The organism is Segatella copri, assembly GCF_051861805.1.
In the GTDB taxonomy this organism is placed as follows: domain Bacteria; phylum Bacteroidota; class Bacteroidia; order Bacteroidales; family Bacteroidaceae; genus Prevotella; species Prevotella copri_M.
The window spans coordinates 1,400,628-1,427,600 of sequence record NZ_CP146520.1; the positions used below are offsets into that span (position 1 = coordinate 1,400,628).

Consider the following 26,973-nt stretch of genomic DNA (forward strand, 5'->3'; position numbering starts at 1 on the left):
GGAATATGGATTTCAGAAAAGGAGAAATTATAGCCATCGACAAGCCTTATCGCATGTCGAGCTTCGGAGCCTTGGCGCATGTGCGCTATCTGCTCAGCAAGAAACTCGGCTTTAAGGTGAAGATAGGACATGCCGGTACGCTCGATCCCCTTGCTACTGGCGTACTGGTGCTCTGCACAGGCAAGTGTACCAAGCAGATAGAGCAGTTGCAGACCCATACCAAGGAATATACGGCAACCTTGCAGTTCGGTGCTACCACCGCCAGCTACGACAAGGAGCACAGCGTGAACCACACCTTCCCAACCAAGCACATCACCCGTGAGCTGGTAGAGGAGGTGCTGAAGCAGTTTGTTGGCGAGATTCAGCAGGTGCCACCTACCTATAGTGCCGTGAAGGTGAACGGCGACCGCTCGTATGCCCTCCGCCGTGCAGGCGAAGAAGTGCAGCTGAAGCCAAAGACCGTGAGAGTGGATGAGATAGAGCTCACCGACTATAACGACGAGGAAAAGACCGCCAGCATCCGTGTGGTTTGCGGCAAGGGAACCTATATCCGTTCCCTCGCCCGTGACATCGGCCGTGCCCTGGATAGTGGAGCCTTCCTCACCGCCCTGCGCCGTACCAAGGCAGGCTGTTTCAACGTAGAAACCTGCATCGACTTCGACCATTTCCAGGAATGGCTCGATGCCCAGCCGTTGGAGGATAGCATTGCTGAAAGCCAACAGGCATCCCAGAAAAAGAATCTTAGTAAATAATCATAGAAAGGAGAAAAAAGATATAACATGAAATTATCGCAATTCAACTTCAAGTTGCCAGCTTCTCAGGTGGCACTTTACCCACATAAGGCAAAACGTGTGGTTAAGACAGCTAGTGGTGAACGTGTATTCGAGATTACTCGCCGCGACGAGGCTCGACTGATGGTCATCCACAAGAAGTCGGAAACCATCGAGATGTATAAGACCGATGAGAACGGCAAGGAAATGAAGGATGCCGATGGCAATCCGGTATTCCTGCAGTTCAAGGACATCGTGAACTATTTCGAGGAGGGAGATACCTTCATCTTCAACGATACCAAGGTGTTCCCAGCCCGTCTCTACGGAACCAAGGAGAAGACAGATGCCAAGATTGAGGTGTTCCTGCTCCGCGAGCTCAATCCTGAGATGCGCCTTTGGGATGTACTGGTAGAGCCAGCCCGTAAGATCCGTATCGGCAACAAGCTTTTCTTCGACGATGTAAACGAGATGGTTGCCGAGGTAATCGACAACACCACCAGCCGTGGCCGTACGCTCCGCTTCCTCTATGATGAGGATGGCAAGCACGATGAGTTCAAGCGTTCGCTCTTCGCCCTGGGCGAGGCACCATTGCCACGCTATGTGATTGATGCCCGCGAGAGTCACCATGCCACAGAAGAGGATATGGAAGACTTCCAGTGCGTTTTTGCCGAGAAGGAAGGTGCCGTAACGGCTCCTGCCACAGGTCTTCACTTCTCTCGTGAGCTGATGAAGCGCATGGAAATCAACGGAATCAACGAGGCATACATCACCCTGCACTGCGGATTGGGCAACTTCCACGAGATTGAAGTGGAGGATTTGACCAAGCACAAGATGGATTCAGAGCAGATGATTATCTCTCAGGAGGCTTGCGACCTGGTGAACAGAACCAAGGCTGAGGGACATCGTGTATGTGCCGTCGGTACCAGCGTGATGAAGGCCACTGAGACAGCCGTAGGCACCGATGGTATGATGAAGGCATTCGATGGCTGGACCAACAAGTTCATCTTCCCTCCATACGAATTCGGACTTGCCGACTGTGCCGTTGCCAATTTCTATCATCCAGAGTCAACCCTGATGATGTGTACAGCAGCGTTCGGCGGTTACGACCTTGTATATGAGGCATACAAGAAGGCAGTGAAGAATGGTTATATGTTTGGTTGCTACGGCGATTCTTTGTTGATACTTCCAGACTAAACCATTTTGAATCATCCTTATGTATCATGTATATTTAAGCCTCGGCACGAATTTGGGCAACCGTAAGCGCAACATTCGCGAGGCGATAGAAAAGATAGGAGAGCAGATTGGCGTGGTAGATCGCCAGTCTGCTCTTTATGAAACCAAGCCATGGGGCTATTCTTCGCCCAACGACTTCATCAACTCCTGCGTGCTGGTTCTCACCACCATGGCACCCCGCCAGGTGCTGGAGGCAACTCAGCGCATAGAGCGAGAGATGGGCAGAACCCTGAAGTCGGTGGATGGTGAATACCACGACCGCATTATCGACATTGATATCCTGATGATTGATGACTTGGTAATCAATGAGCCCGATCTGCATGTTCCCCATCCTTTGATGGAAGAACGTGATTTCGTGATGAAACCGCTGAAGGAAATACTCAGGTAATTTATTGTAAGTCAGGCAGAAAGAGAAAACTTTCTGCTTTCTTTTTATTTGATTTTGCTTACTTTAACTAATTTTGTGAGTGTTTTTTGCAGCTTTTTTATTATTTTTGCACCCGAAATAAAAGTTGGCAGTAATATAGCTTAAATATTAAGCAGTAATATAATAAAAATATTAAGCAGTAAATAAAAGTAAAAATAAAGATATTTGTATATCAGGTATAATTGAAAAATGTATGTCAGAAGGTATAATTGAATATGAAAGTAAATAAGTTAATGGCTGTAGCCATTCTGATGTGCCTTTGTATCCAATCAACGCAAGCACAGCAGATAGGCTTCAAGACTAATGTGCTTTATTGGGCTACTACCACCCCTAATATGGGAATGGAAATGGAAGTAGGCAAGAAGCATACAGCTCAGGTATTCCTGGGCTTGAATCCCTGGAAGCAGAGTGGAGGAGATCAGTCTAGGCTCCGACACTGGTTGGTGATGCCGGAATATCGCTACTGGTTCAACCGAAGCTTTGAGGGATGGTTTGTGGGCGCTCATGCCTTGGGCGGCCAGTATAACGTGGGCGGCGTAAGGTTTCCTTTCGGATTGTTGAAAGGATTGCGCAACCATCGCTATGAAGGTTGGTATGCCGGAGGCGGCATCACAGCCGGAAAGCAATGGAATCTTTCTAAGCACTGGAACTTTGAGGCTTCGCTCGGATTGGGATATATCCATACAGCCTACGATAAATTCGAATGCGGAATGTGTGGCGAAAAGCTGAAATCTGCTCATAAGAACTATGTGGGTCCCACCAAAGTGGCTCTCTCCCTCATCTATTTAATCCCTGGCAAAGTTGAAGAAAATCGTGAAAACGATGTGCCTCAGATCATCGAGACCATTCAGCAGCCTAAGCAGAACGTATTGAAGCCGGTGCTCCAGTTGCAGGCTGTTATTGCTGAAGCTCCTAAGATTCGTCATTTGGATAAGCGTGCCTATATCGACTTCCCGGTGAACAGGATAGAGTTACGTGCCGACTATCGCCGCAATCCAGCGCAGTTGGATAGCATCATCACCACCATCAATGCCCTGAAGGCAGATAAGAACCTGCAGGTGATGGCGATCAATATTCATGGTTTTGCTTCGCCGGAAGGCAAGTATCAGCACAACGACTACTTGGCAAAGAACCGTGCTCGCACTCTTACGGAGTATGTCCGCAAGATGGTGCAGCTGCCCGACAGCATCTTCACCGTATCATCCACTGCCGAGGATTGGGATGGCTTGCGTGAATATATCCAGCAGAGTGATTTGGAGAAGAAGCAGCAGATCTTAGCGGTAGCGCAGGATGAAACCCTGACCCCAGATGCCCGGGATGCGAAAATGAAGAAACTATATCCGGTGCAGTATCGCAGCTTGCTTACCAACTGTTATCCGGCTCTCCGCCATAGCGACTACCATATTACTTATAAGATTAAGCCATTTGATGTGGAGGAGGCAAAGCAGATCATGAAGACCAAGCCGCAGCTCTTGTCGCTCAACGAGTTGTTCATGGTAGCCCAGACCTACGAAGTGGGTTCCAAGGAGTTCAACGAGGTGATGGAGCTGGCTGTGCGCATGTATCCGGAGGATGAAACCGCCAATCTGAATGCCGCCATCATCCGTCTGAATAATGGCGATGCCGAGGCTGCCAAGCCTTATCTGGATAGAGCAGGCGAATCCCAGGAAGCCGATGCTGCAAGAAAGGCGTATGAAATGATGACGATTCAATAAAGCGGTAAATGATTCAATCATGCGATAAAAATGAATATAGGAATAAAAATGCTATAAATTACGATAAAATAGATATCCTCTATATCGATGCAGCCGACGAGAGCCGGCAGATTGCCGAGGCAGATTTCAAGGCCGACCTCTGTGTGGGTTCGCAGGTGATTTTCAGTGCTGCCATTGCAGATATGACCACCGGTTCGCAGCGCCCGCAGTTGCTTTTCAAGCTCTATGGCGTGAATTACGATGAGAACAACCAGGAAACGGAGCGCAGGTTGCTGCACTCCTTCTCATCCGGCAATTTTTCGGGAAACCGTGAAGGAACTGATGCTGCCAATGTAGGAAAATGGTATCAGGTTTATGGAAAAATGGTGTTGCAGAAGGAGAGCGGTGTCAATAATTTCACCGACTTCAAACTGGTGGTGGATAACATGTGCAAATCTACCTCTGGTGCCGACTATGCCTTCGATGATCTTCGCATTTACACCAAATCATCTAAGGTGGATATCATCCAGAGCTCGCCTATCTGCCCTGATAAGAACACGGCAGAAGATTCCTCCGTTTCCAGCAATATCCTCACCAAACTGAGGGCTTTGCAGGAAACCATGGCGGCACTCATCGCCCCGGCTACAGAGAAGAAACTCTACTTCCGCTTCGTGGATGCCGAGGGAAATCCGGCAAAGAACGTGAACTATGGCACGGCTGAAAATCCTAACAACCAGTGGGGAACCACCACTATATATAATTATGTGGATGATACCCGAAAGGTGGATGGAAAGCCGATGTACGAGAAAATCAACGATGAATGGTATGTGGTGCTTGCCAACAGATACTTCAATCTGCGGTCGAACCAGACTTACTATGTTAGTTTCGCCTTCGAGGATGATTCGGTGGCGGATAAGACCCAGCTTTCGTGGGGAAAGCCTTCGGATGTGTGCTCGCTCTATAGCGCCAACTTCCAAATGGTGCAGCAGAAGGTGCTGGTTACCGATGCCAACGGAAGCATCACCACCACCGTCACCATTCCCTGCGATGACAACACTACCCCGAAATATAACATCAAGGCGCAGTTACAGACCGTTGACCAGAACAATGGCGGCAGCATCCAGCTGAATGGTGTGCTTTATGATTGGTATGTGGATGATGCTAAGACTCCGACATTGCGAAACAGCGCGGAGTTCAAGGATATTCTGCTGAGTGTGGGTGAGCATACCATTCGTGTGATTCCTGCAAATGCATCTGGAACCATCACCCAGGGTGGAGTAGATTATCAGATTTGTCTGGATGAGATGTCGTTCAAGCTTCGTGTTGTCAAGAATGGTCCGCAGTTGAGTCTGGGTAATGCTGGTGTGGCTTATCCGAATAATTACACCCGTACGGTTCGCATCGGTCTGCCTCAGGTAGCCCTGCTGGCTAAGCAGGAAACCAAGGGCAAGGGCGGATATTTCTGCGTGCCTATCAGCGGTGAGAGCCTGGTGGCAACTAATTCCACCCGTCTCTACTTCGTGAAGGCGGGCGGTAAGGATAAGTTGGATGCGTCGCAATATACAAATGTGATGTATCTCTCGGATACCAACGACCCTGCCTATCGGAATAGGATAGGGGAAAGCTTGATTCTGGCGAATCTTGAGAATAATTATATCGATAGAGGTTCCAAGCAGCTGAAGTTGAAGTTTACGCCGCAAACGGGAAATGAATCTGCCACATCTACTGCGGGTTCCAAGAATGTGGAGTTGCATGAGGGATACTGGTACGAAGGTGTGTTGATATTCCGTGAAGATGGCTCCAAGGGAACCACGGTGCTCTGTTCGGGTGAAACCTATATCCGCTTTGCGGTGGTGCCGGAATATGCCACCTGGAATCCTACGGCCAACAACAAGATGAGTGCGGCATGGAACAATGATGGCAACTGGCACCGTTCTGTACGTAGTGAACTTTATAAAAAGGAAAACCAATATACGGATTATCGGGGTGGCGGATACGTACCGATGAAGTTTACCAAGGTAACGATACCAAATCTGAGCGGTTTGTATTTCCCGTCTTTGGGATACATTGCCTATCAGAAATCCACGGGCATCGCTACCCGTCTGAGCAATGCCAAGGGCGATGCGGCTACTGCGAATATCCAATATGATATGCTTGCCCAATGGGATGCCAATACCGAAAGCCACGGGTTGAATGCCGAAGGCAATCTGGAGTGTGAACCCTTCTATGGCAACACCTGCGACCAGATTTACTTCAAGCCGGGAGGCGAACTGCTCAACCAGTGCTATCTGATATACAACAAGGCATGGGTGGAGAAGCAGATGAAGCCAAACACCTGGTATGCGCTCACCTCGCCTTTGCAGGATACCTATGCGGGTGACATCTATGTGCCGGCTGCATCGGGCAGACAGGAGTCGGAGGCGTTCGAGCCAATCACGTTCTCACCCTCGGTAAACAATCGCATTACCAGTCCTGTATATCAGCGCAGCTGGGATGATGCTTCTGCCAAGGAAGTAACCTTGGGCGGCAGCTACGATGCCTACGACTATGCCGGCACCGGCATCACATTCGAGAAACAGGATCTCAATGCGCTTTCAGCCCACTGGAGCCACGTATATAATAAGGTGGATAGGAAATATCAGCCGCTGGAGGGCGTGGCTATCAGGATGGGAGATAAATATACGGTGGGTGCATCGGGCAGTGCATCCGGCAATGCATCCGAAGTGCTGCTCCGTTTGCCGAAGGCAGATACGCAATATACTTATGTATCAGCTTCGCAGCCGCAGAGTTCTCTATCTGCTTCTGTGGATAAGAAGAATGCTTATCGCCTGGTGGTGAATGCCGATGCTCAGGAGAATGCTTTGGGCAAGATGAGCTATTCGCTGGTGCAGTTGCAGGATGGCAACAATTATTATCTGGTGGGTAATCCTTATATGGCGACGCTCAGCATGTATAAGTTCCTGAAGGCAAATCCATCGCTACAGTCCAGCTTCTATGTTTACGAGGATGGAGCCTTGAAACTTTATGATAAGCTGGATATGTCGACCACCACGTATGAGTCGAAGAATGACGTGAAGATTTCGCCGATGCAGTCGTTCTTTGTCCGTCTGCAGGATGGACAGAGTGCATCGCAGCTTAATTTTACGTCGGCGATGACGGTAGATAGAGAAGTGTTTGGCGGAGTAAAGACGGCATCGGATGAGGGGCAGGGTGAGGACAACATCACTTTAACCCTCACTGCAGCATCTGCATCGGGTTATCGCAGCCGTTCGAGAATTGTTCTTGATGCATCAGCTTCGGAAGATTATGATGATGCCGTGGATGCCCAGCTGCTCTATGATGCCCAGCTGAAGGAAGTTCCGGTGGTTTATATGGTGGCAGGCGATGAGGCTGTGGCGCTGAATACCCTGCCGAATGTGGATTGGTTGCCGCTGGGAGTAGTAGGGGCTTCTTCCGTAGAGTTGAAGATAGAAGGCGTCAATCGTCTCTCTTCTCCTCTCTATCTCTATGATGCCGCCACCCGAAAGTATCAGGAGATAAAGGATGGCGAAGAAATCAAGGTGCAGCCAAACGAGCACGGCAGATACTTCCTGACGCAGACTCGCAGCACCGCAGGCATGGAAGATGTCAAGGTGAAAGAGAAGAGTATGAAGAATGTGAAGATCTATTCGCCAGTTTGGGGCGTGATGATCATATCCAAGCCAAGAGATGCCTCATCGAATAAGGTAGAGGGGTATACCCTTGATGGAAGAAAAGTGTCCGTGATGGATACGCAAGCTACAATAACAAGAAAGCTTTCTCTCCGTTGAGAGGAAGCTTTTTTGTTTACCCATACCATGTTTCTCATTTTATAAGTACCTCATGATGGCTCCCTGAAAACAGAAATAACTGAAATTGAAATGGCTGATAAATCCGTTGAAAAAACTTCATTTCTGTTACGGCCATGCGTCAAATGGTAAAAAAATAGCGTAAAAAGGCACCAAATGGTAAAAATGAATGCTCAGAGCTTTGAAAAATCGAGATTATTTCTTAATTTTGCAGTAGCGAACTTCATAAGAACTCATAGAGAACTTAACATGAACAAAAAATAATCATCTTATAAATAATAAAGAAAATGAAGAAAATATTCACAGCAATCATCCTCTTTGCACTCGCACTCACTGCCAGCGCACAGACATTCAGCGCCGACCAACTTGAGAAATACGCCAAGGATAAATATGGCGACAACTGGACCAAGGCGGCTGACAACCTGCATCAGGAGGTGGCTCTCGACAACAAGAACCGACTCAACTACCAGGAAGTGATTGATTGCACTGGACAGACGAAAGACCAGATCTACGGCAAGGCGATGGCCTGGTTCAAGAAAGCCTTCAAGAGCAAGGATACCCACGGCGTGATACAGGAGGAAAACAAGGAAGAAGGACTCATCGTGGCACGTGCCTACATCGAGAAAGTGGCCATTCAGAATGCCGGAATGAACCATTATCAGGTAGACATCGCCCCTTACATCCGAGTAGACGTAAAGGAAGAAAAGGCACGCATCAGCGTATATATGGGTTCCTATCTGGTTACCGTTACCGCCGGCGGAGGATGGACCAGTGCCATAGCCAGCACCCTGGCATCTGTAGCCACAGGCGAAGAAGCCGAGGAAAGCTCCGAGCAAACCAAGGGCACCGACGAGGAATGGGACATCAACATGTGCTATCCTTATGTGCAGAAAGACAAGCACAAGAAGGCTTCCAGCAAGGCTTTCGTGATGGCTTCTGCCTTCCAGAACTCCATCATCGACGTGATGAAGGAAGCTCTGCTCGCCGATTCTTCTGAAGGCTTTGATGATAATTGGTAAATAACAGGAAGCTTATGAAAATCTATCTATATCTCGCAAGTCTTGTCGCTCTGCTGTGCATGGCGGCGCAGCCTGCCGAGGCTCAGAGAATCTCGGTGGGCAAGAAGGGGCGCGTGGTGGTGATGCGAACCGATTCTACCAGCGCGCAGGAAATAGTGAACCAGGACGGAAGCCGCATGAACAGAGCCAGGAAAACCAATCATCTCCAGGCACTGGCAGGCAATCTGAGGTCGGATGTGGATATCGACATCCCCGTTTCCAAGGCGAAGCAGGAGAAGACCTTTGCCGTAATCATCGCCAACGAGAACTACGAGGAGGAGGTGAACGTGGAGTTCGCCCTCAACGACGGAGTGGCTTTCAGCCAGTATTGCACCAAGACGCTGGGCATCCCTCAGGAGAATGTGCACGTGCGCCAGGATGCCACGCTCAACAATATCCTGGCAGAAATCAGCTGGATGCAGAACATCGCCAAGGCCTATGGCGACGAGGCTAGGTTTATCTTCTATTATGCCGGACATGGCGTGCCTGACGAAAGCAACGGCACTGCCTATCTGCTGCCCGTAGACGGCAAGAGCAGCATCTTGGCCACGGGCTACAGCATCGGCAAGCTCTATGACCAGCTCCATGCCCTGGGCTCCCAGAATGTGACGGTGGTGATGGATGCCTGCTTCAGCGGATCCAAGCGAGGCGAAGGCATGCTGGCTTCTGCCCGAGGCGTGGCCATCAAGTCGAAGGCTGAGGCTCCCAAGGGAAACATGCTGGTGATAAGTGCGGCACAGGGCAACGAGACGGCCTATCCTTACCGGGAGAAGCGCCACGGACTCTTCACCTATTTCCTGCTCAAGAAGTTGCAGAAAACCAAGGGCAATACAACCTTCGGCGAACTCTTCGACTACGTAAGGACGCAGGTGGCACAGAAATCCATCGTCGTCAACGAGAAGAGTCAGACACCATCGGTGAATGCATCGGGCGAGTTGACCTCCACCTGGAAGCAATCCAAGCTATTTTAGATGATTCATTTTTAGATACAAGATATTTCGGATTATTCATTTTAAAACAAGATACGTATGAAAAAACTGATCGTATTTATCCTGCTGTTTGCCTGTGTAGGCGTTCAGCAGATTCAGGCACAGAAATGGCTCAAGACTTTGGGCAAGGTGGCAAGCACGCTGTTGGATGATGATGCCAGCGGAACCATTCCTGACTGTACGCTGAAGTACACCGACTGCAAGCGCAACGGCAATGATGTGCACATCAACTATGTGCTCACAAGCCAGTTGGGCAAGGATGCCCCGTTGTGGTTTGATGCCGGCAGCAACAACACCTATGCGGTGGACAGCAAGAGTGCCAAGCACACCATCGAGTTTATCGTGGGTGGCGAGCGTATGGGCACTTACAGCAACAAGAACATCCCTTCAAAGGTTCCTGTGAAGCTCACGGTGGTAGTGAAGGATGTGGAGCGCTCGGTGGCAAGCATCAGATCGTGCGTCATCAAGGGCAAGTTCAACAACTCGTCCGAGCAGTTTACCTGGAACATTGGCGCGAAGACTCCTGCTGCAGTGGTAAACACCAGTGCCGACAACATTGTGTGCACCATGCCTCAGTTGGCATTCACCCTGAAGGAGTGCAAGCGCTTGGGCGACAATGTGATTATCACGGCGATGCTGAAGAACACGGGCGGCAAGGATTTGGAGTTTGATACTTCCGGCACGGTTACCATCTATGACAACGAGGGTGAGGCATGCCGTCTGAACGGCGACATGTCGCCTGTAGCCAACGGCACATGGGGTCAGTATTCCAATATCCGTCTGGTGAAGGGCATTCCTGTAAAGGCAAAGTTTGTGGTTACGGGCGTATCCGATGCAGCCACCCAGTTCAGCATTCTGAAGTTTGAGTTCAGTGATATGGCAGGCAGCTATTACATCGAGATTCGCAATCAGGCGATTTCAGCTCAGTAATCTTCCGCCTGGAGTGATATGAGGGTGTGTCATGGACTTATGACACACCCTCATTTTTCTTAACCCACATTGCAGCAGCCTTTGGTGAAAAACTTAAAGATTCCTAACGAAATCTCTGGGTCGGGATTTATTTTTTGTTAAAATCGTAGAAATACTTGGCGGTTTCAGGGATTTAATGTATATTTGCAATTCATTAGATAGCGTTTGATTATGGCAAGAAAATTATATCCTATAGGAATTCAGACATTTGAGGAAATCCGCAAGTTGGACAACCTCTATATCGACAAGACGGAATACATCTATCGCATGACACATACCGATGGAAAGTATTTCTTCCTGAGTCGACCACGCCGTTTCGGCAAGTCGCTGCTGGTTTCCACTTTTCAGAGTTATTTCGAGGGCAAGAAGGAACTCTTCGAGGGGCTTGCCATCGAGAAGCTGGAGAAGGAGTGGAACGAATATCCCGTGCTGCACTTCGACCTGAGCAAGGGCAAGCACATGGAGAAGGAGCAGCTGAATCGTTATTTGTTGGATATTATTGAGAAACAAGAGGCAAGGTTTGATTGCAAGAGCAATAAAATAGATGTTAATATTCGTCTTGACGATTTGATAAATGTCGTTTACCAGAAAACGGGCAAGCAGGTGGTGGTGCTCATTGATGAATATGACGCACCGCTGCTGGATGTGGCGCATGAGAAGGAGAAACTCGATGAGCTCCGCAACACGATGCGCAACTTCTATAGTCCTCTGAAGGGAAACGAGTCCATGCTGCGCTTCGTCTTCATGACGGGCATCACGAAGTTCTCGCAGCTCAGCATCTTCAGCGAACTGAACAATATCAAGAATGTGAGCATGGACGAGCCTTATGCCGGTATCTGCGGCATCACCAAAGAGGAACTGTTGACCCAGATGAGCGATGATATCGACGTACTTGCCGAGCATCTGGAACTGAGCAGGGAGGAGACCATCCAGGAACTGAAAGACCATTATGATGGCTATCATTTCTGCTGGCCATCGCCTGATGTCTTCAATCCTTACAGTCTGCTTAATTGCTTTGCTGATGGCAGAATGGATGATTACTGGTTCGGATCGGGCACACCTACCTATCTTATCAATATGATGAGAAAGTATGATTTCCTGCCAGCTGACCTTGGCGAGGCCATAGAGGTGGGCAAGAAGGACTTTGATGCCCCCACCGAAACGATGACCACCATCGTACCTTTGCTTTATCAGAGCGGGTATGTCACCATCAAGGGATATGACAAGCCTACAAAATTGTACCTGTTGGCATTGCCTAACCAGGAGATAAGGGTGGGGCTATATGGAAGTCTCTTGCCTCATTATCTGACGGACAAGTCGGCAAAGGCTAACACGACCATCGCCAAGATGTCGGTATTGGTGAAGAAGGGGGATATGGATGCAGCCTTCTGCCTGCTGAACAACTTTCTGGAGACGGTGCCTTACTGCGACAACACACACTATGAGGGTCATTGGCAGCAGACGCTCTACATCATGTTTGCCCTGCTCACCAACTATGATATCCTCGTGGAGCAGCATACGGCGAAGGGCAGAATCGATATCACGATGGAGACTGCAGATACCATCTACGTGATGGAGCTGAAATTCAACAAAAGTGCCGAGGAGGCTCTCGCTCAGATAGAGGCAAAACACTATGTCGATGCTTTCAAGATGAGCGGCAAGAAGATGGTGAAGATAGGCTTGAACTTCTCGGTGAAGGATGAGGTGAACAGCCTGGAATGGAAGATAGAATCTTAAAAAGAAAAATCCCATCGCTCTTGCGAGTGATGGGATTTTTAATTCTGTTAAGCAATGTGTCTGCTTTCGCTGATTACTTACGAAGACCGAGGGCCTTGATGATAGCACGATAGCGATTGATGTCGCGATCATACAAGTAATCGAGCAATGCACGACGCTTTCCTACAAGCTGTGTCAACGCACGTGTTGTAGTATAATCTTTACGGTTCTTCTTAACGTGCTCCGTCAAATGAGCAATACGGTATGAGAACAATGCTATCTGGCTCTCTGCTGAACCAGTATCAGAGTTAGACTTTCCGTACTTGCTAAAGATCTCTTCTTTTTTTGCTTTGTCTAAATACATAGCTGTGATACTTAAAAATTTAATTGTTATAAATGTAATATGATGCAATTTCGGACCTTCCTCACGGCGGTTTCCTTAAAAATGCGGTGCAAAGGTACAACTTTTCCATGAATTATGCAAATTTTTCGGGAATTTTTTGTAATTTTGCACCCAAATTCATTAAGTATTTAAGGTAAACGAAATGCAAGACATTAGAAACATTGCAGTTATTGCACACGTTGACCATGGTAAAACTACCCTGGTTGACAAGATGATGCTCGCCGGTAAGCTGTTCCGTGACGGCCAGGATAACAGCGGCGAAGTGCTCGATTCCAATGATTTGGAGCGAGAGCGTGGTATAACCATTCTTTCAAAGAATGTGTCTATCAATTGGAAAGGTACTAAGATTAATATTCTCGATACTCCTGGACACTCTGACTTCGGTGGTGAGGTGGAGCGCGTGCTCAACATGGCAGACGGTTGCCTCCTCCTCGTCGACGCTTTCGAGGGTCCGATGCCTCAGACCCGATTCGTGCTGCAGAAGGCTTTGCAGCTCGGATTGAAGCCTATCGTGGTGGTTAATAAGGTGGATAAACCTAATTGCCGCCCTGAAGAGGTGTACGAAATGGTGTTCGACCTGATGTGCGACCTCGATGCTACAGAGGAACAGCTTGACTTTACTGTGGTTTACGGTTCGGCTAAGAACGGCTGGATGAGCGATGACTACAACAAGCCAACTGATAACATTGACTATCTGCTCGACAAGATTGTGGAGATTATCCCTGCTCCTAAGCAGCTGGAGGGTACTCCTCAGCTCTTGATTACATCTCTTGACTATAGCTCTTACACTGGTCGTATCGCCGTGGGTCGTGTACACCGTGGTACTCTGAAGGATGGTATGAACGTTACCATCTGCCACCGTGACGGAACCCAGGAGAAGACCAAGATCAAGGAACTGCATACCTTCGAGGGTATGGGTCATAAGAAGACAGACCATGTGGATTCTGGCGATATCTGCGCCGTTGTCGGCCTTGAGAAGTTCGAGATTGGTGATACCATCTGCGACTACGAGAACCCGGAGCCACTGCCTCCTATCGCTGTGGACGAGCCTACCATGAGTATGCTCTTCACCATCAACGATTCTCCTTTCTTCGGCAAGGAGGGTAAGTTCTGTACATCACGCCACATTCAGGACCGCCTGAACAAGGAGCTGGAGAAGAACCTGGCTCTTCGTGTTCAGCCTTACGAGGATACCACCGATAAGTGGATTGTTTCTGGTCGTGGTGTGCTCCATCTCTCTGTGCTCATCGAGACCATGCGCCGCGAGGGCTACGAGCTGCAGGTGGGTCAGCCTCAGGTAATCTACAAGGAGATTGACGGCGTGAAGTGCGAGCCTATCGAGGAGTTGACCATCAACGTGCCAGAGGAGTTTGCTTCTAAGATGATTGATATGGTTACCCGCCGCAAGGGTGATATGACTTCCATGCTGAACATGGGCGAGCGTGTGGATATCGAGTTTGATATTCCTTCACGTGGTATCATCGGTTTGCGTACCAATGTGCTCACTGCTTCTCAGGGCGAGGCTATCATGGCTCACCGCTTCAAGGAGTATCAGCCATACAAGGGCGAGATTACCCGCCGTTCTAACGGTAGCATGATTGCGCTGGAGACAGGTACTGCCTATGCTTACGCCATCGATAAGTTGCAGGATCGCGGTAAGTTCTTCATCGACCCAGGTGAGGAGGTTTACGGCGGCGAGGTTGTTGGTGAGCATGTTCACGACAACGACCTGGTGGTTAACGTAACCAAGGCAAAGCAGCTGACCAATGTGCGTGCTTCCGGTTCTGATGATAAGGCTCGCGTGATTCCAAAGACCGTGATGAGCCTTGAGGAGTGCCTGGAGTATATCCGCGAGGATGAGTATGTAGAGGTTACCCCTAAGAGCATGCGTATGCGCAAGGTGATTCTCGATCACTTGGAGCGCAAGCGCAGTAACAAGGAATAAGTTATAGCTTATATATAAATGGATCCGTAAGAATTCCCCTCTTGCCGATTGCCCAGGGCAGTCTGCTTGCAGGGGATTCTTTATTTTAATGTAAGCGTATGTGGTTGTGGAAATTCTTTAGGAAATTCTCGTTGCCCTGCTCGCTGGTATTGGGAGCCGTGGGCTATCTGATTTTTGCCAATGTTCCGTTTCTGGAACCTCTGGGCGATGCGGTGGGACCGAAACTGGTAGATCTGATGCCGGTGGTGCTCTTCGCCCTGCTCTATGTTACTTTCTGCAAGATAGAAATCAAGGAGATGAAGCCGAAGGCGTGGCATTTTGTATTGCAGCTGATCAGAACCAGTCTGGCATTGGCGATGGTGGTGCTGATTTTCGAATTCGGCGATGATTATGAAACCAAGCTGGTGCTGGAGGGAGCCTTTATCTGCTTTATCTGTCCTACGGCGGCTGCCGTGGCGGTGGTGACGGAGAAGTTGGGTGGAAGCATCGGTTCGCTGACTACTTATACGGTGATAGCGAATGTATTCACGATGGTGATTATTCCGAGTCTCTTCCCGATGGTGGAGAAGGGGGCGGATGTTTCCTTTCTTTTTATGAGTGCGATGGTGTTCCGAAACGTGACCACGGTACTGGTGGTGCCTTTGCTTCTGGCTCTGCTGAGCCGCAAGTTTCTGCCTAAATGGGTGGATAAGGTGAAGAGCGTGAAGGATCTGGGATTCTATATGTGGTGCTTCAACCTGACGATATTGATGGGCGAGACGGTTCGCAATATCCTCCATGCCGAGGTTTCGGGATGGATTCTAGCCTTGCTGCTTCTGGTACCCCTTTTGGTATGTCTTATCCAGTTTGCCATTGGCAAGGCGGTGGGCAGACATTATGATGCGAGCATCAGTGCCGGTCAGGCGTTGGGACAGAAGAATACCATTGTGGGCATCTGGCTCACTCTAACTTTCCTGAATCCTCTTGCCGCCGTAGCACCGGGTGCCTATGTGGTTTGGCAGAACCTGGTGAATGGCTGGCAGCTATGGTATAAAGAGAAATACGGAAGACTGAAATGGTAGAAATATAAAATAAGGTGTGGCATCAACTGATACCATACCTTATTTTATATATAGAGGATTTTATTTGCTTGTAGAAATCAAGGATTTTATTTGCTTGTAGAAATAAAGATGCACTCGATGGTTACGTTGCCATCCATCCATTGGGCAGGAATGGTATAGGTGCCATCCTTGGCAATATCCGTCTTCTTGAGCGATTCTACCTTGTCGCCGTGGGTGATGGTGAAATCGCCGTAGGTGAAGCCTGGGGCAGGTACCATCTTTACCTTGAATGCCTTGCCGTATGCCACCTTGTGGTTGTTGAGGGTGGTTCCGTCGGCGGCTGTCACCATACCGTTGCGGTTGGCCTCGGTAACGGATACGAAGTCGCTGTGAGCCTTCTTCTTCGCTGCACCTTCTGTCTTCAGCAGGGTGATGCGAGGGGCGTTGGTCAGGTGGATATTGATATCATCGATATACACCACGGCATCCTGCTTCATCTCGTGAGGTGACTCGGCGTGAGGAACCACTACCAGACTGTAGATATCCACACCCTCGGCACTCTTGATAGGGAAAACGGCATCAGCCCACTGACCGGCAGGAACCGGAGTGGTGGATTTAATCCAGAACTGCTCTACTTCCTGCGACTGTCCGGCTCTGTCTCTGCGCTTGCCGAGACCAACCAGCATCACGCGGCCTTCCATCGGACGGTTGATGAGCACGTGAACCACTTTTCCTGCAGGGCCGAGTGCAATCGGCTTCTTCAGATCAATTCTTGCACCGAAGATGTTGGATGCCAGGCGTGAACGCTGAAAGGCGAGCACCTTCGTGTTGGGATTGTTGGTGAGGTCGGGATTATCCACTACTGCGCAGTTGCCAGCCAGTTCTCCCGTGCGGAATGGGGAATGCTCCCATCTGTCGTATACTCCCACGGATTTGTAATCCTGGGTGTCGAACTTAATTTCCTGTCCCATTACTGCCAATGGCAACAGGCACAATGCTATGAGTAATTTCTTCATGTTCTTGGTGTAGAGAAAAAGTTTAAAATACTTTTATGGAATGCAGCAGCGGACAAGCCTTGCTGTCGTCGATGACAATCTTCAAACCCTTAGCCTGATAGCCCTTGCCGTAACTGTCTGATGTGCTGCCGTTCAGCGGGATGATGCGCTTGTATCCGATGGTGGTAGTGGTGCACTTTTCTGCGATAGGCTTCCATGTCTTTCCATCTTCAGAGATTTCGATATGGAACTTTCTTACTCGCTGCCCCTTGCGGATGTACTCCATCATATCCACATAGCGCAGGGTTTGTGGCTTATCCCAGCTGAAGGTGATGGTGGCCTGCTTTACGCCGTCGTCGGTGGCCCAATAGGTATTCTTGTTGTTGTCGGTCAGGTTCCTGGCGGTATAGTTGCGCTTGGCTCCTGCCTGGCGGGTGTTGCTAACGGAAACCTTGGCCTTCTGAGCCAGGTCCTTGCCCAGACGGATGCGGATCATGTTGCCCATATCCTTGAGCACGCGCACGTCGATATCAGGTAGCAAACCTCTCTTGTCGGGAGGACAGTTCAGAATGAGGGTAGCGTTTCTACCCACGGTTTCAAGATACATCTGGAAGAGGCGCTCCACAGAGAGAGGCTTCTCGCCTTCGTGCCAGAACCATCCCTTGTCGGTGAGCTTGGCATCGCTCTCTCCCGGGTCCCACTGCCATCCGTCTTCAGTGCCATACATGCCGTTGCTTTCAGGGGCATATCCTCTCTCGTCGGTGAGCCAGTTGGTTTCGCCAGCCCATCCAGCCTCGTTGCCAATCCATCTTGACTCGGCGCCCACACCCCAGAGGATAATATCAGGGCAAACCTTGTGGATGGAGTCTCTGAGGTTCGGGATATCATAATAGGTGGAACGGTCTACGTTGACGGTGGTGTTGCGGCCGCCATAGTATCCGTCGCCTCCGTTGGCACCATCGAACCACATTTCAAACTGGTCTTTTCCGTACTGAGCCAATTCTGCGCACTGGCGGAGGAAGACATCGTTCACATATTTCTCGGTGCCATAGTATACGCTGTTTCTATCCCATGGAGAGACATAGAAACCATATTTCATGTTCAGTTTGCGTGCAGCCTGGGCGAAGTCGCGCGGAATGTTGGTATTCTTTCCGTTCTCGTTTCCGGCATTGACGATGGAGTGGTCGGTGGTGGCTGTAGGCCAGAGGCAGAAGCCATCGTGATGCTTCACCACGGCGATGCCGCCCTTCATGCCCGCTGCCTTCACCGCCTTGAGCCACTGAGCCGGATTAGGCTTTGCAGTAGGCGCAAAAAGGGTAACATCTTCACTTCCCAGTCCCCACTCGCGGTTGGTATAGGTGTTCATGCCGTAATGGAAGAAGGCGTAGAACTCCGTCTCCTGCCACTTCATCTGGCGATCGCTTGGAACAGGGAAAACAGCGTTAGGCTCGTTGTCGGGGTTCGGCAACGACTGCTGCTTAACTTGGAATGCACTCTGGGAGTGACCCGCCATGGCAGACATGATGAGAGACACTCCGACAAAAACTTTTTTGATGTTCATGGTTGTCGTATTTAAATCGATACACTTTATTCTTATCATAAGAGAAGTTGATATATTGTTATAGTTATTGTTATAGTTATTTTATATATTGTCAAAACTGGCGATTGTTAATAATAAATTTCAGCTGCAAAGATATAGTTTTTATGGATGGCTGCAAAACTTTTCTGGTTAATTAAACATAAACGCCCGCAAATTCTCATTTGCGGGCGCTGGTGATAATATGGGTGATATCCTAAGCCGATGGATGATTAATCCTGTGTAGGATAAATCAGATTCTGTTCTGTGATACAGTTGAGTACCTCTTCGAGATACTTCTTGGCTTCATACTTGGCCATTGGCAGGTCGTGGAGCAGATAGTTGCCGCAATCCTTGGCAGCCTGTCCTGGAATTTCGCCTTCGAAGTCGGCGATGAACTGGAAGGTGCGCTGCATCAGCGGCACGATGTCCTTGCTCTGCAGGTCGCCACGGATGAGGAGGTAGTTGCCGGTGAGGCATCCCATCGGTCCCCAATAGATGATGCGGTCTTTCCACTCCTCGTCGTTGCGGAGGTAAGTGGCAGCCAGGTGCTCGATGGTATGGATGGCACCGTTGTGGAGGCAAGGCTCCTGGTTAGGCACCTTCATGCGGATATCGAAGGTGGTTACTACTTCTCCGCCTACTTCGTCCTTGCGGCTTACGTAGATGCCGCGGAGCAACTTGTTATGATTGATGGTGAAACTTGGAATCTTATTCATATAGTTTATAATTTACAATTTATAGTTTACAGACTTTCGAGGAAAGCCTTGGTGACATTAAACGAGCCTTCTGCCATTTTTGCCCAGAAATCGAAGTACATCTGCGCCTTGGTGTCCTTCAGCGGCACATCGCTGATGATGCGGAAGGAGATGAACGGCGTCTTGTAGATGTGGCAGGTCTGGGCGATGGAGCAGCTCTCCATATCCACGGCCATGGCATGAGGGAAGTGCTCCAGGATGGAACGCATCTTCTCCTTGCTATCCACAAACCACTCGCCGCTTACAATCTGTCCGGCATGAATCTTAGGGTGCTTGTTGTCGGGCAGGTTGTTGATGGCAAGTGCCTTTTCCACATACTCCTGTGGAGTCTTGAAGGTGGCTGGCATGCCGAGAATCTGACCGTAGTCGCACTCGTCGCCGCAGTAGGCATCGTGGTATACGCAGTTGGTGGCTACCACCACTTCGGTTACATTGAGGTTGATATCGGCACCTCCGGCAACGCCTGAAGAGATGACGAGGTCGGGATGATAGTTATCAATCATCTCCACCGCTCCGATGGCACTGTTCACCTTACCGATGCCGCACTGCTGCATCACCACTTCGTTGGCACCAATCTTTCCGATGACGAAGTCTTTCTGATTCTTTCGCTCTGTCTGCGATTCTGTCAATAATGTCTTGAGTTGCGCGAACTCCTTGTCCATCGCAACGATAATTCCTATTCTCATTTCTAATGATATATTCTGATATCTGTTATCTGCTGATTTCTTTCCCGTTTTGAAAAATTAGAAGTTTACGCCAAAGTTGAAGATCAGGGCTCTGTTTCTTGCCTTGTCGAAATCGTCGTGGCAGATGTTGGCAAGTCCCAGGTCGTAGGTGAGGTCGGCATAGAACATGTCGTAGCCCACGCCGCATCCGAGGCGCAGACCGCCGTCGAATCTTCTGAAGTTGTTGCTTCTGAAGGAACTCTGAGCCTCACGCTCGGCAAAGTTCTTGATCTTGCCGCCCACGCCCATGGCGAAATATCCACCGGCAAATGGCTCTACGGTGAACTCATCATCCACCTCGTACTTGTATTTCACGAGCACCGGAATCTCCAGGTAGTTGAGGTCGTAGGTCATCTTCTTGCCTCCGCCCAGGTCTTTCTTTCCACCTTTTTCTATATAGTAGAGACCCGTCTCCATGAATACAGGAGTTGACTCGCTGAGCGCAAAACCGCCTACTACACCCACGTTGAGACCGGTCTGCCATTTGCCGCCATCCAGGCGGGCATCGTCGGAAGTAACGTAAGTGAAGGCAGGACCGAGGCGCACGCCCAGGTAGGCTTCGCCCAGATAGTTGTTGAACTTGTAGTCGAGATGACCCGTCTTCTCGTTGTAGTATTGACTATTCTTATAGTTCTGTGCTGATGATGGGAGTGCTATCATGAGCATTGCCATCAGGAAGAATACAATTCTTTTCATGTTTTTTTGTTCCTTTTATTTTAATGTTACTGACTATTATAACGTATGGGGGTGAAGAAATATTGTCTTGTCAATGCAAAGGTAATATATTTTAAGAAAGCTGCTGCGAGGGAATCCCTAAAAAATGGGGGAAAACCCCTATATGGGTAAGCCGTTGGGGGCATAAACCGGTTTATGCCATAAAAAAAGTAAAAAGTTTCTTTTTTTATTTTGTAGATTCTTCATTTCTCATTATCTTTGCAAGCAAATTATAAACGTTTATACAGGAAAATGAATTTTTTGAAGAAGTATCTGCTAGATATTCTAGTGGTGATTGTTTTTGCGGTGATTTCCTTCGTGTACTTTATGCCTGCCGACATGGACGGACGAATCCTCTTCCGTCACGACTCTGCGGCAAGCAAGGGATTGGGACACGAGAAGGAACTCTTCCAGCAGCAGACCGGCGAGACGACTCGCTGGACTAACTCCGTGTTTGGTGGTATGCCAACTTACCAGATTGCACCTTCGTATGGAAGTACCAAGGTGCTCGACCAGGTGACGAAGGCTTATCATCTGTGGTTACCCGACTATGTATGGTATGTGTTTGTCTATCTTCTGGGCTTCTATATCATGCTGCGAGCCTTCGATTTCCGACAGTCGCTGGCAGCATTGGGAAGTATCATCTGGGCATTCTCATCCTACTTCTTTATTATCATCGCCGCCGGTCATATCTGGAAGGTGTGGGCACTTGCCTATCTGCCGCCAATGATTGCGGGCGTGGTGCTGGCTTACCGGGGTAAGTATCTGAAAGGCTTGCTCCTCACCGCCATCTTCTTGGCTTTCGAGGTGAATGCCAACCACGTGCAGATGACTTACTACTATCTCTTCATCATCCTCTTCATGGTGATTGCCTACCTGGTGGATGCCATCAGGAAGGGAGAACTCGCCCGTTTCGGAAAGGCTACGGCAGTGTGCGTGGTGGGTGCCCTCATCGGTATCTCGCTCAACCTGACGAACCTTTATCACACCTGGCAGTATGGACAGGAAACCATGCGCGGCAAGAGTGAACTGGTGAAGAAAAACGCTGCCAATCAGACCAGTAGCGGATTGGATAGAGACTATATTACCCAGTGGAGTTACGGCATCGACGAAACCTGGACTCTGATGATTCCTGATGCCAAGGGTGGCGCTTCTGTGCCTCTTTCTCATAACGAGAAGGCGATGGAGAAGGCTGATCCTAACTTTGTGCAGATTTATCAGCAGTTGGGTCAGTACTGGGGTAACCAGCCTGGCACGAGCGGTCCGGTTTACGTGGGCGCCTTCGTCTGCATGCTCTTCATCCTGGGTCTCTTTATCGTAAAGGGTCCGATGAAGTGGGCTTTGCTGGCTGCCACCATCCTGAGCATCCTGCTCTCTTGGGGTAGAAACTTCATGCCGTTTACCAATTTCTTCCTGGATTATATCCCGATGTATGCCAAGTTCCGAACGGTGGCATCCATCCTCGTGATAGCCGAGTTTACCATTCCGCTGCTGGCGATGATGGCGCTGAAGAAACTGGTGGATGAGCCTGAGGTGCTGACCACCAAGATAAAATATGTATATGCCAGCTTGGGTCTGACGGCAGGTTTCTGCCTGCTTTTCGCCCTGATGCCAGGCGTATTCTTCCCTGATTTCATCTCCGTGCAGGAGACCCAGGCACTGCAGCAGTTGCCTGCCGAATATCAGGGTCCGCTGATGAGCAACCTCATCGAAATCCGTAAGGGCATCTTTACATCCGACTGCTGGCGTTCGTTCTGGATTATCCTCATCGGCTTCGGCTTCCTGATGCTTTACAAGATGAAGAAGCTGGGCGCCGAGTTCATGATTGCCGGTATCGCCGTGCTCTGTCTGGTGGATATGTGGATGGTGAACAAGCGCTATCTCTACGATGATATGTTTGTAGATAAGATTGAGCGTGATGCACCTCAGCAGATGACGGAGACCGACAAGATTATCTGTCGTGACAAGTCGCTCGACTATCGTGTGCTCAATCTGGCATCGAATACCTTCAATGAGAACGAGACCTCTTACTATCATAAGAGCATCGGCGGTTATCATGCTGCCAAGCTGCGCCGTTATCAGGAGATGATTGATGCGCATATCGCTCCGGAGATGCAGAAGACCATGCAGGCTGTGGCTGCTGCCGGCGGCGACATGACCAAAGTGAACGGCGACAGCATCTTCCCTGTGTTGAACATGCTGAACACCAAATATTTCATCATGCCTCTGCAGGGCGGTCAGACTGTTCCGGTGCAGAATCCATACGCTTACGGCAATGCCTGGTTTGTGGATGAGGTGAAGTATGTGAACAATGCCAACGAGGAAATCGAGGGCGTGGGCAAGGTGAACCTCCGCCATGTGGCTGTGGCTGATGCCAAGTTCAAGGAGCAATTGGATCAGAGCGTAAAGCAGGATGATACTTCGGTGGTGAAGATGATTCAGTATAAGCCAAACAACCTGACTTACGAGGTGAAGTCAAGCAAGGGTGGTGTCATCGTCTTCTCTGAGATTTACTATCCTGGCTGGACGGCTACGGTGGATGGAGAGTCTGTGGAACTGGGCAGAGTGGATTACATTCTGCGTGCCCTGAACGTGAAGGCAGGCAGCCACAAGGTGGTGCTCGACTTCCATCCTCAGTCGCTGAAGAACACCGAGACCATCGCTTACATCGGTTACGGCGTTCTCGTACTCCTTATTATAATAGGTATAGGAGTGAAAGTGAAGAGACGCAAGAAGGCTTCACAGGAAGTGAAGGAATAGAAGGGAGCCAGAAGATGCTGTTTCGAACTGAAATAGAGATTCCGAAGGCCGACTTCGAGATACAACCGGCAGAGCAAATGCTCTTTGTGGGCAGTTGCTTTGCCGACAATCTGGGTCGCAGGTTTGTGGAAAACCGCTTCCGTGCCACGGTGAATCCCTTCGGGGTGATGTATAATCCGGCAAGCATTCTCCATACCGTGGAGAAGAGCCTGGAGGTTCAGCCTCGTGTGGCTGTGTTTACGCTGGGTACGAACCACGTGTATATTCTGAAGGAAACGGGCGAGATTGTGGATAACTGCCAAAAGCGTCCGCAGCGCCTTTTCGAGGAAAGGGAATTGAGCGTGGAGGAATGTGCCGGGTATCTGCAGAAGGCCGTTGATTTGCTGAAAGCTGAAAAGGTGATTATAACCGTCAGTCCCATCCGCTACGCCAAATACGGCTACCACGGGAGCCAGCTTTCGAAGGCAACGCTCCAGTTGGCAGCAGATAAACTGGTGAAGGCGAATCCGGGAGTGGTGAGTTATTTCCCTGCTTACGAAATCATGAACGATGAACTTCGTGATTATCGCTTCTATCAGGAAGACATGCTGCATCCGAGCCAGCAGGCTGTGGAGTATATCTGGGAAAAGTTCCGTTCCACCTATTTCGGCAAAGCCGCAGAACAGTTTCTGGAAGACTGGAGACCCATCCGGGAAGCACTCGGCCACAAGCCCTTCCACCCCGAAAGCGAGGAACATCAGAAGTTCATCGTCCGGACGGAAGAGAAGAAAAGACAATTTGAGGAGAAGTATCATCTTCTATAAAATAAAGATGATTTTCTCTTATTGATAATAGAAACATTAAAGTATAAAGACAATGACATATACTATTGAAAAGGTAACCACACTGATAGGTGCGCGTCGCTATGGAGACAATGATACCAGCATCGGTTTTATCCTGACCGATAGTCGTTCACTTTGTTTCCCAGAGGAAACTCTGTTCTTTGCGCTCAAGTCTGAGCGTAATGACGGTCACAACTACATTCCGGAGTTGTATCGTCGTGGAGTCAAGAACTTTGTGGTGACTGATGTCCCTAAGGGGTATGCTTCTGATTATCCGGGAGCCAACTTCCTGAAGGTTGTCAACACGCTGGAGGCTCTCCAGCGCCTGGCAGAACGTCATCGTGATGAATTCAACATCCCTATCGTGGGTATTACGGGTTCTAATGGCAAGACCATGGTCAAGGAGTGGCTTTATCAGCTGCTCTCACCGAGCATGTTCGTTACCCGCAGTCCACGCAGTTACAATTCGCAGATAGGTGTGCCATTGTCGGTCTGGCTCATGAACGAGCAGACCCAGGTGGGCGTGTTCGAGGCTGGTATCAGTCAGCCGGGCGAGATGCTTGCCCTGCGTGACATCATCCAGCCTACCATCGCCGTACTCACCAATGTGGGTTCTGCCCATCAGGAGAACTTCTCTTCCCTGGAGGAGAAGTGCAGAGAAAAGCTTATCCTCTTCCATGATGCAGAGACCGTGGTTTACGATGGCGATGACGAACTGATTACCAAGGTGGTGGCTGAATATCCAGATTATAAGGGAGAAAAACTTTTCTGGTCGCTCAAGAACCCTGAGGCTCCTTTCTATGTGAAGAACATCGAGAAGCAGCAGAACGTGAGCGTCATCACTTATATCTATAAAGGAGAGATTGACAGCTTCTCCATCCCATTCATCGATGATGCATCTATCCAGAACTCCATCATCAGTGCCGTGGTGGCTTCGAAGCTCGGTGTTTCTGCCGAGGATATCGACAAGCGCATGGCAAAACTGGAACCTGTGGCGATGAGACTGGAAGTGAAGGTGGGACAGCATGGCTGCACCCTTATCAACGACAGCTACAACAGCGATATCAATTCGCTCGACATCGCCCTCGACTTCATGAACCGCCGTCCTGACCACCGTGGCCGTCGCCATACGCTGATATTGAGCGACATCTATCAGAGCGGTCTGTCGCCTGAGGCTCTCTATAAGGAAGTAAGCGACCTGGCTCGCAAGCGTGGCGTGGTGAAGTTCATCGGTATCGGACCAGAACTCTGCCAGCAGCATGATGCCATTCAGATTTCAGAAAAGTTCTTCTTCCAGGACGTGGAGGAGTTTATCAAGAGCGAGGTGTTTGCATCGCTTCGTGACGAGGTAATCCTGCTGAAGGGCGCCCGCCAGTTTGGTTTCGACCAGTTGACGGAGTTGCTGGTTCAGAAGGTACACGAAACCACGCTCGAAGTGAACCTGAATGCCGTGGTAGCCAATCTGAACTACTACCGTGCGTTTATGAAGCCGGAAACCAAACTGGTCTGCATGATCAAGGCAGACGGTTATGGAGCAGGAGCCGTGGAGATAGCCAAGACCCTGCAGGACCACCGTGTGGATTATCTTGCCGTGGCAGTGGCCGATGAGGGTGTTACCCTTCGCAAGAACGGCATCACCAGCAACATCATGATCATGAACCCTGAGATGACCGCCTTCAAGACCATGTTTGATTACGACCTAGAGCCTGAGGTATATTCCTTCCGTCTGCTCGATGCACTGATCAAGGCAGCCGAGAAGGAGGGAGTCACCGGATTCCCTGTCCACATCAAGCTGGATACAGGTATGCATCGTCTGGGCTTCGACCCAGAGAACGATATGGAGGAACTGATAGGCAAGTTGAAGCATCAGAATGCCATCATCCCTCGTTCGGTGTTCTCTCATTTCGTGGGCAGTGATGCCGATTGCTTCGATGATTTCTCAGCCCATCAGTTTGAACTGTTCGACAAGGGCAGCAAGCAGTTGCAGGCAGCTTTCGACCATAAGATTCTGCGCCATATCTGTAATTCGGCAGGTATTGAGCATTTCCCGGAGCGCCAGTTGGATATGTGCCGCCTGGGTCTGGGACTTTACGGCATCAACTCACGCAACAACGAGACCATCAACTGCGTGAGCACCCTGAAGACCACCATCCTGCAGATGCACAACATCAAGGCTGGGGATAGCGTGGGCTACAGCCGCAAGACCATCCTCGACAGAGACAGCGTCATCGCCGCCATTCCTATCGGTTATGCCGACGGCTTGAACCGCCATCTGGGCAATCGCCATGCCTACTGTCTGGTCAACGGACAGAAGGCAGAGTATGTGGGCAACATCTGCATGGATGTAGCCATGATAGATGTAACCGACATCAACTGCAAGGAAGGCGACTCCGTAGAAATCTTCGGCGAACATCTGCCAGTTCAGACGCTGAGCGATATTCTTGACACCATTCCTTACGAAGTGCTGACCACCATCAGCAGCCGAGTGAAGCGAGTTTACTATCAAGATTAGGATAAAAATCGTTAGAAAAACGTATAAAAATAGGGAAATCC

General features: G+C 49.6%; 20 protein-coding genes. 14 read left to right on the forward strand and 6 right to left on the reverse strand.

What is annotated here, in order from left to right:
- The first annotated feature begins 5 nt into the window (after positions 1–5).
- The 9 genes from truB to V8Z93_RS05385 all read left to right on the forward strand — a co-directional run bounded on the left by truB (position 6) and on the right by V8Z93_RS05385 (position 12,704).
- A complete protein-coding gene (truB, locus tag V8Z93_RS05345; protein ID WP_439432607.1) occupies positions 6–752 on the forward strand; it encodes a tRNA pseudouridine(55) synthase TruB in 747 nt (248 codons plus the stop codon).
- Between the two features lie 27 nt (positions 753–779).
- Positions 780–1,964 carry a tRNA preQ1(34) S-adenosylmethionine ribosyltransferase-isomerase QueA gene (gene queA, locus V8Z93_RS05350; protein WP_118312658.1) on the forward strand — a complete coding sequence of 395 codons (1,185 nt, stop codon included), beginning with the start codon at positions 780–782 and terminating at the stop codon, positions 1,962–1,964.
- Positions 1,965–1,983: 19 nt separating this feature from the next.
- Complete coding sequence (folK, locus tag V8Z93_RS05355; protein WP_203050071.1) at positions 1,984–2,391, forward strand: 2-amino-4-hydroxy-6-hydroxymethyldihydropteridine diphosphokinase; 408 nt, start codon at positions 1,984–1,986, stop codon at positions 2,389–2,391.
- Positions 2,392–2,645: 254 nt separating this feature from the next.
- Positions 2,646–4,145, forward strand: coding sequence for a DUF3575 domain-containing protein (locus tag V8Z93_RS05360; protein ID WP_439432608.1), 1,500 nt, complete (start codon positions 2,646–2,648; stop codon positions 4,143–4,145).
- Between the two features lie 8 nt (positions 4,146–4,153).
- The gene (locus tag V8Z93_RS05365; RefSeq protein WP_439432609.1) at positions 4,154–7,933 is read left to right on the forward strand and encodes a hypothetical protein; all 3,780 of its coding nucleotides are present in this window, start codon (positions 4,154–4,156) and stop codon (positions 7,931–7,933) included.
- A gap of 305 nt (positions 7,934–8,238) precedes the next feature.
- On the forward strand, positions 8,239–8,970 hold the full coding sequence (locus tag V8Z93_RS05370) for a DUF4468 domain-containing protein (protein ID WP_439432610.1): 732 nt from the start codon (positions 8,239–8,241) through the stop codon (positions 8,968–8,970).
- A gap of 14 nt (positions 8,971–8,984) precedes the next feature.
- The gene (locus tag V8Z93_RS05375; protein WP_439432611.1) at positions 8,985–9,980 is read left to right on the forward strand and encodes a caspase family protein; all 996 of its coding nucleotides are present in this window, start codon (positions 8,985–8,987) and stop codon (positions 9,978–9,980) included.
- 57 nt (positions 9,981–10,037) lie between these two features.
- Complete coding sequence (locus V8Z93_RS05380; protein ID WP_203041327.1) at positions 10,038–10,928, forward strand: hypothetical protein; 891 nt, start codon at positions 10,038–10,040, stop codon at positions 10,926–10,928.
- Positions 10,929–11,138: 210 nt separating this feature from the next.
- Entirely contained in the window at positions 11,139–12,704 is a 1,566-nt protein-coding gene (locus V8Z93_RS05385) for an ATP-binding protein (protein WP_439432612.1), read from the forward strand.
- 73 nt (positions 12,705–12,777) lie between these two features.
- Here V8Z93_RS05385 and rpsO read toward each other — a convergent pair whose 3' ends face one another.
- Positions 12,778–13,047, reverse strand: a complete 270-nt coding sequence (rpsO, locus tag V8Z93_RS05390) for a 30S ribosomal protein S15 (RefSeq protein WP_022122065.1) — start codon at positions 13,045–13,047, stop codon at positions 12,778–12,780.
- A gap of 181 nt (positions 13,048–13,228) precedes the next feature.
- Between rpsO and typA the strand changes: the two genes are divergently transcribed.
- The gene (gene typA / locus V8Z93_RS05395; protein WP_118313128.1) at positions 13,229–15,031 is read left to right on the forward strand and encodes a translational GTPase TypA; all 1,803 of its coding nucleotides are present in this window, start codon (positions 13,229–13,231) and stop codon (positions 15,029–15,031) included.
- 98 nt (positions 15,032–15,129) lie between these two features.
- Positions 15,130–16,092 (forward strand): bile acid:sodium symporter, encoded by a 963-nt coding sequence (locus V8Z93_RS05400; protein WP_203041329.1) that lies wholly within the window; start codon positions 15,130–15,132, stop codon positions 16,090–16,092.
- 86 nt (positions 16,093–16,178) lie between these two features.
- Here V8Z93_RS05400 and V8Z93_RS05405 read toward each other — a convergent pair whose 3' ends face one another.
- The 5 genes from V8Z93_RS05405 to V8Z93_RS05425 form a co-directional block, all read right to left on the reverse strand.
- A complete protein-coding gene (locus V8Z93_RS05405) occupies positions 16,179–17,087 on the reverse strand; it encodes a hypothetical protein (RefSeq protein ID WP_439432613.1) in 909 nt (302 codons plus the stop codon).
- Between the two features lie 22 nt (positions 17,088–17,109).
- Positions 17,110–18,627, reverse strand: coding sequence for an alpha-L-fucosidase (locus tag V8Z93_RS05410; RefSeq protein ID WP_439432614.1), 1,518 nt, complete (start codon positions 18,625–18,627; stop codon positions 17,110–17,112).
- A gap of 248 nt (positions 18,628–18,875) precedes the next feature.
- On the reverse strand, positions 18,876–19,361 hold the full coding sequence (locus tag V8Z93_RS05415; RefSeq protein WP_203041332.1) for an S-ribosylhomocysteine lyase: 486 nt from the start codon (positions 19,359–19,361) through the stop codon (positions 18,876–18,878).
- A 26-nt stretch (positions 19,362–19,387) separates the two neighbouring features.
- Positions 19,388–20,086 carry a 5'-methylthioadenosine/adenosylhomocysteine nucleosidase gene (locus tag V8Z93_RS05420; RefSeq protein WP_439432615.1) on the reverse strand — a complete coding sequence of 233 codons (699 nt, stop codon included), beginning with the start codon at positions 20,084–20,086 and terminating at the stop codon, positions 19,388–19,390.
- A 57-nt stretch (positions 20,087–20,143) separates the two neighbouring features.
- Positions 20,144–20,821 carry a porin family protein gene (locus V8Z93_RS05425; protein WP_203041334.1) on the reverse strand — a complete coding sequence of 226 codons (678 nt, stop codon included), beginning with the start codon at positions 20,819–20,821 and terminating at the stop codon, positions 20,144–20,146.
- Positions 20,822–21,091: 270 nt separating this feature from the next.
- Here V8Z93_RS05425 and V8Z93_RS05430 point away from each other — a divergent pair, with 270 nt between their 5' ends.
- The 3 genes from V8Z93_RS05430 to V8Z93_RS05440 are packed head-to-tail and all read left to right on the forward strand — an operon-like array spanning position 21,092 to position 26,932.
- A complete protein-coding gene (locus V8Z93_RS05430) occupies positions 21,092–23,599 on the forward strand; it encodes a YfhO family protein (RefSeq protein ID WP_439432616.1) in 2,508 nt (835 codons plus the stop codon).
- Between the two features lie 14 nt (positions 23,600–23,613).
- Positions 23,614–24,402 carry a GSCFA domain-containing protein gene (locus tag V8Z93_RS05435; protein WP_439432617.1) on the forward strand — a complete coding sequence of 263 codons (789 nt, stop codon included), beginning with the start codon at positions 23,614–23,616 and terminating at the stop codon, positions 24,400–24,402.
- Between the two features lie 52 nt (positions 24,403–24,454).
- Positions 24,455–26,932, forward strand: a complete 2,478-nt coding sequence (locus V8Z93_RS05440; RefSeq protein WP_203050049.1) for a bifunctional UDP-N-acetylmuramoyl-tripeptide:D-alanyl-D-alanine ligase/alanine racemase — start codon at positions 24,455–24,457, stop codon at positions 26,930–26,932.
- The last annotated feature ends 41 nt before the right edge of the window (positions 26,933–26,973 follow it).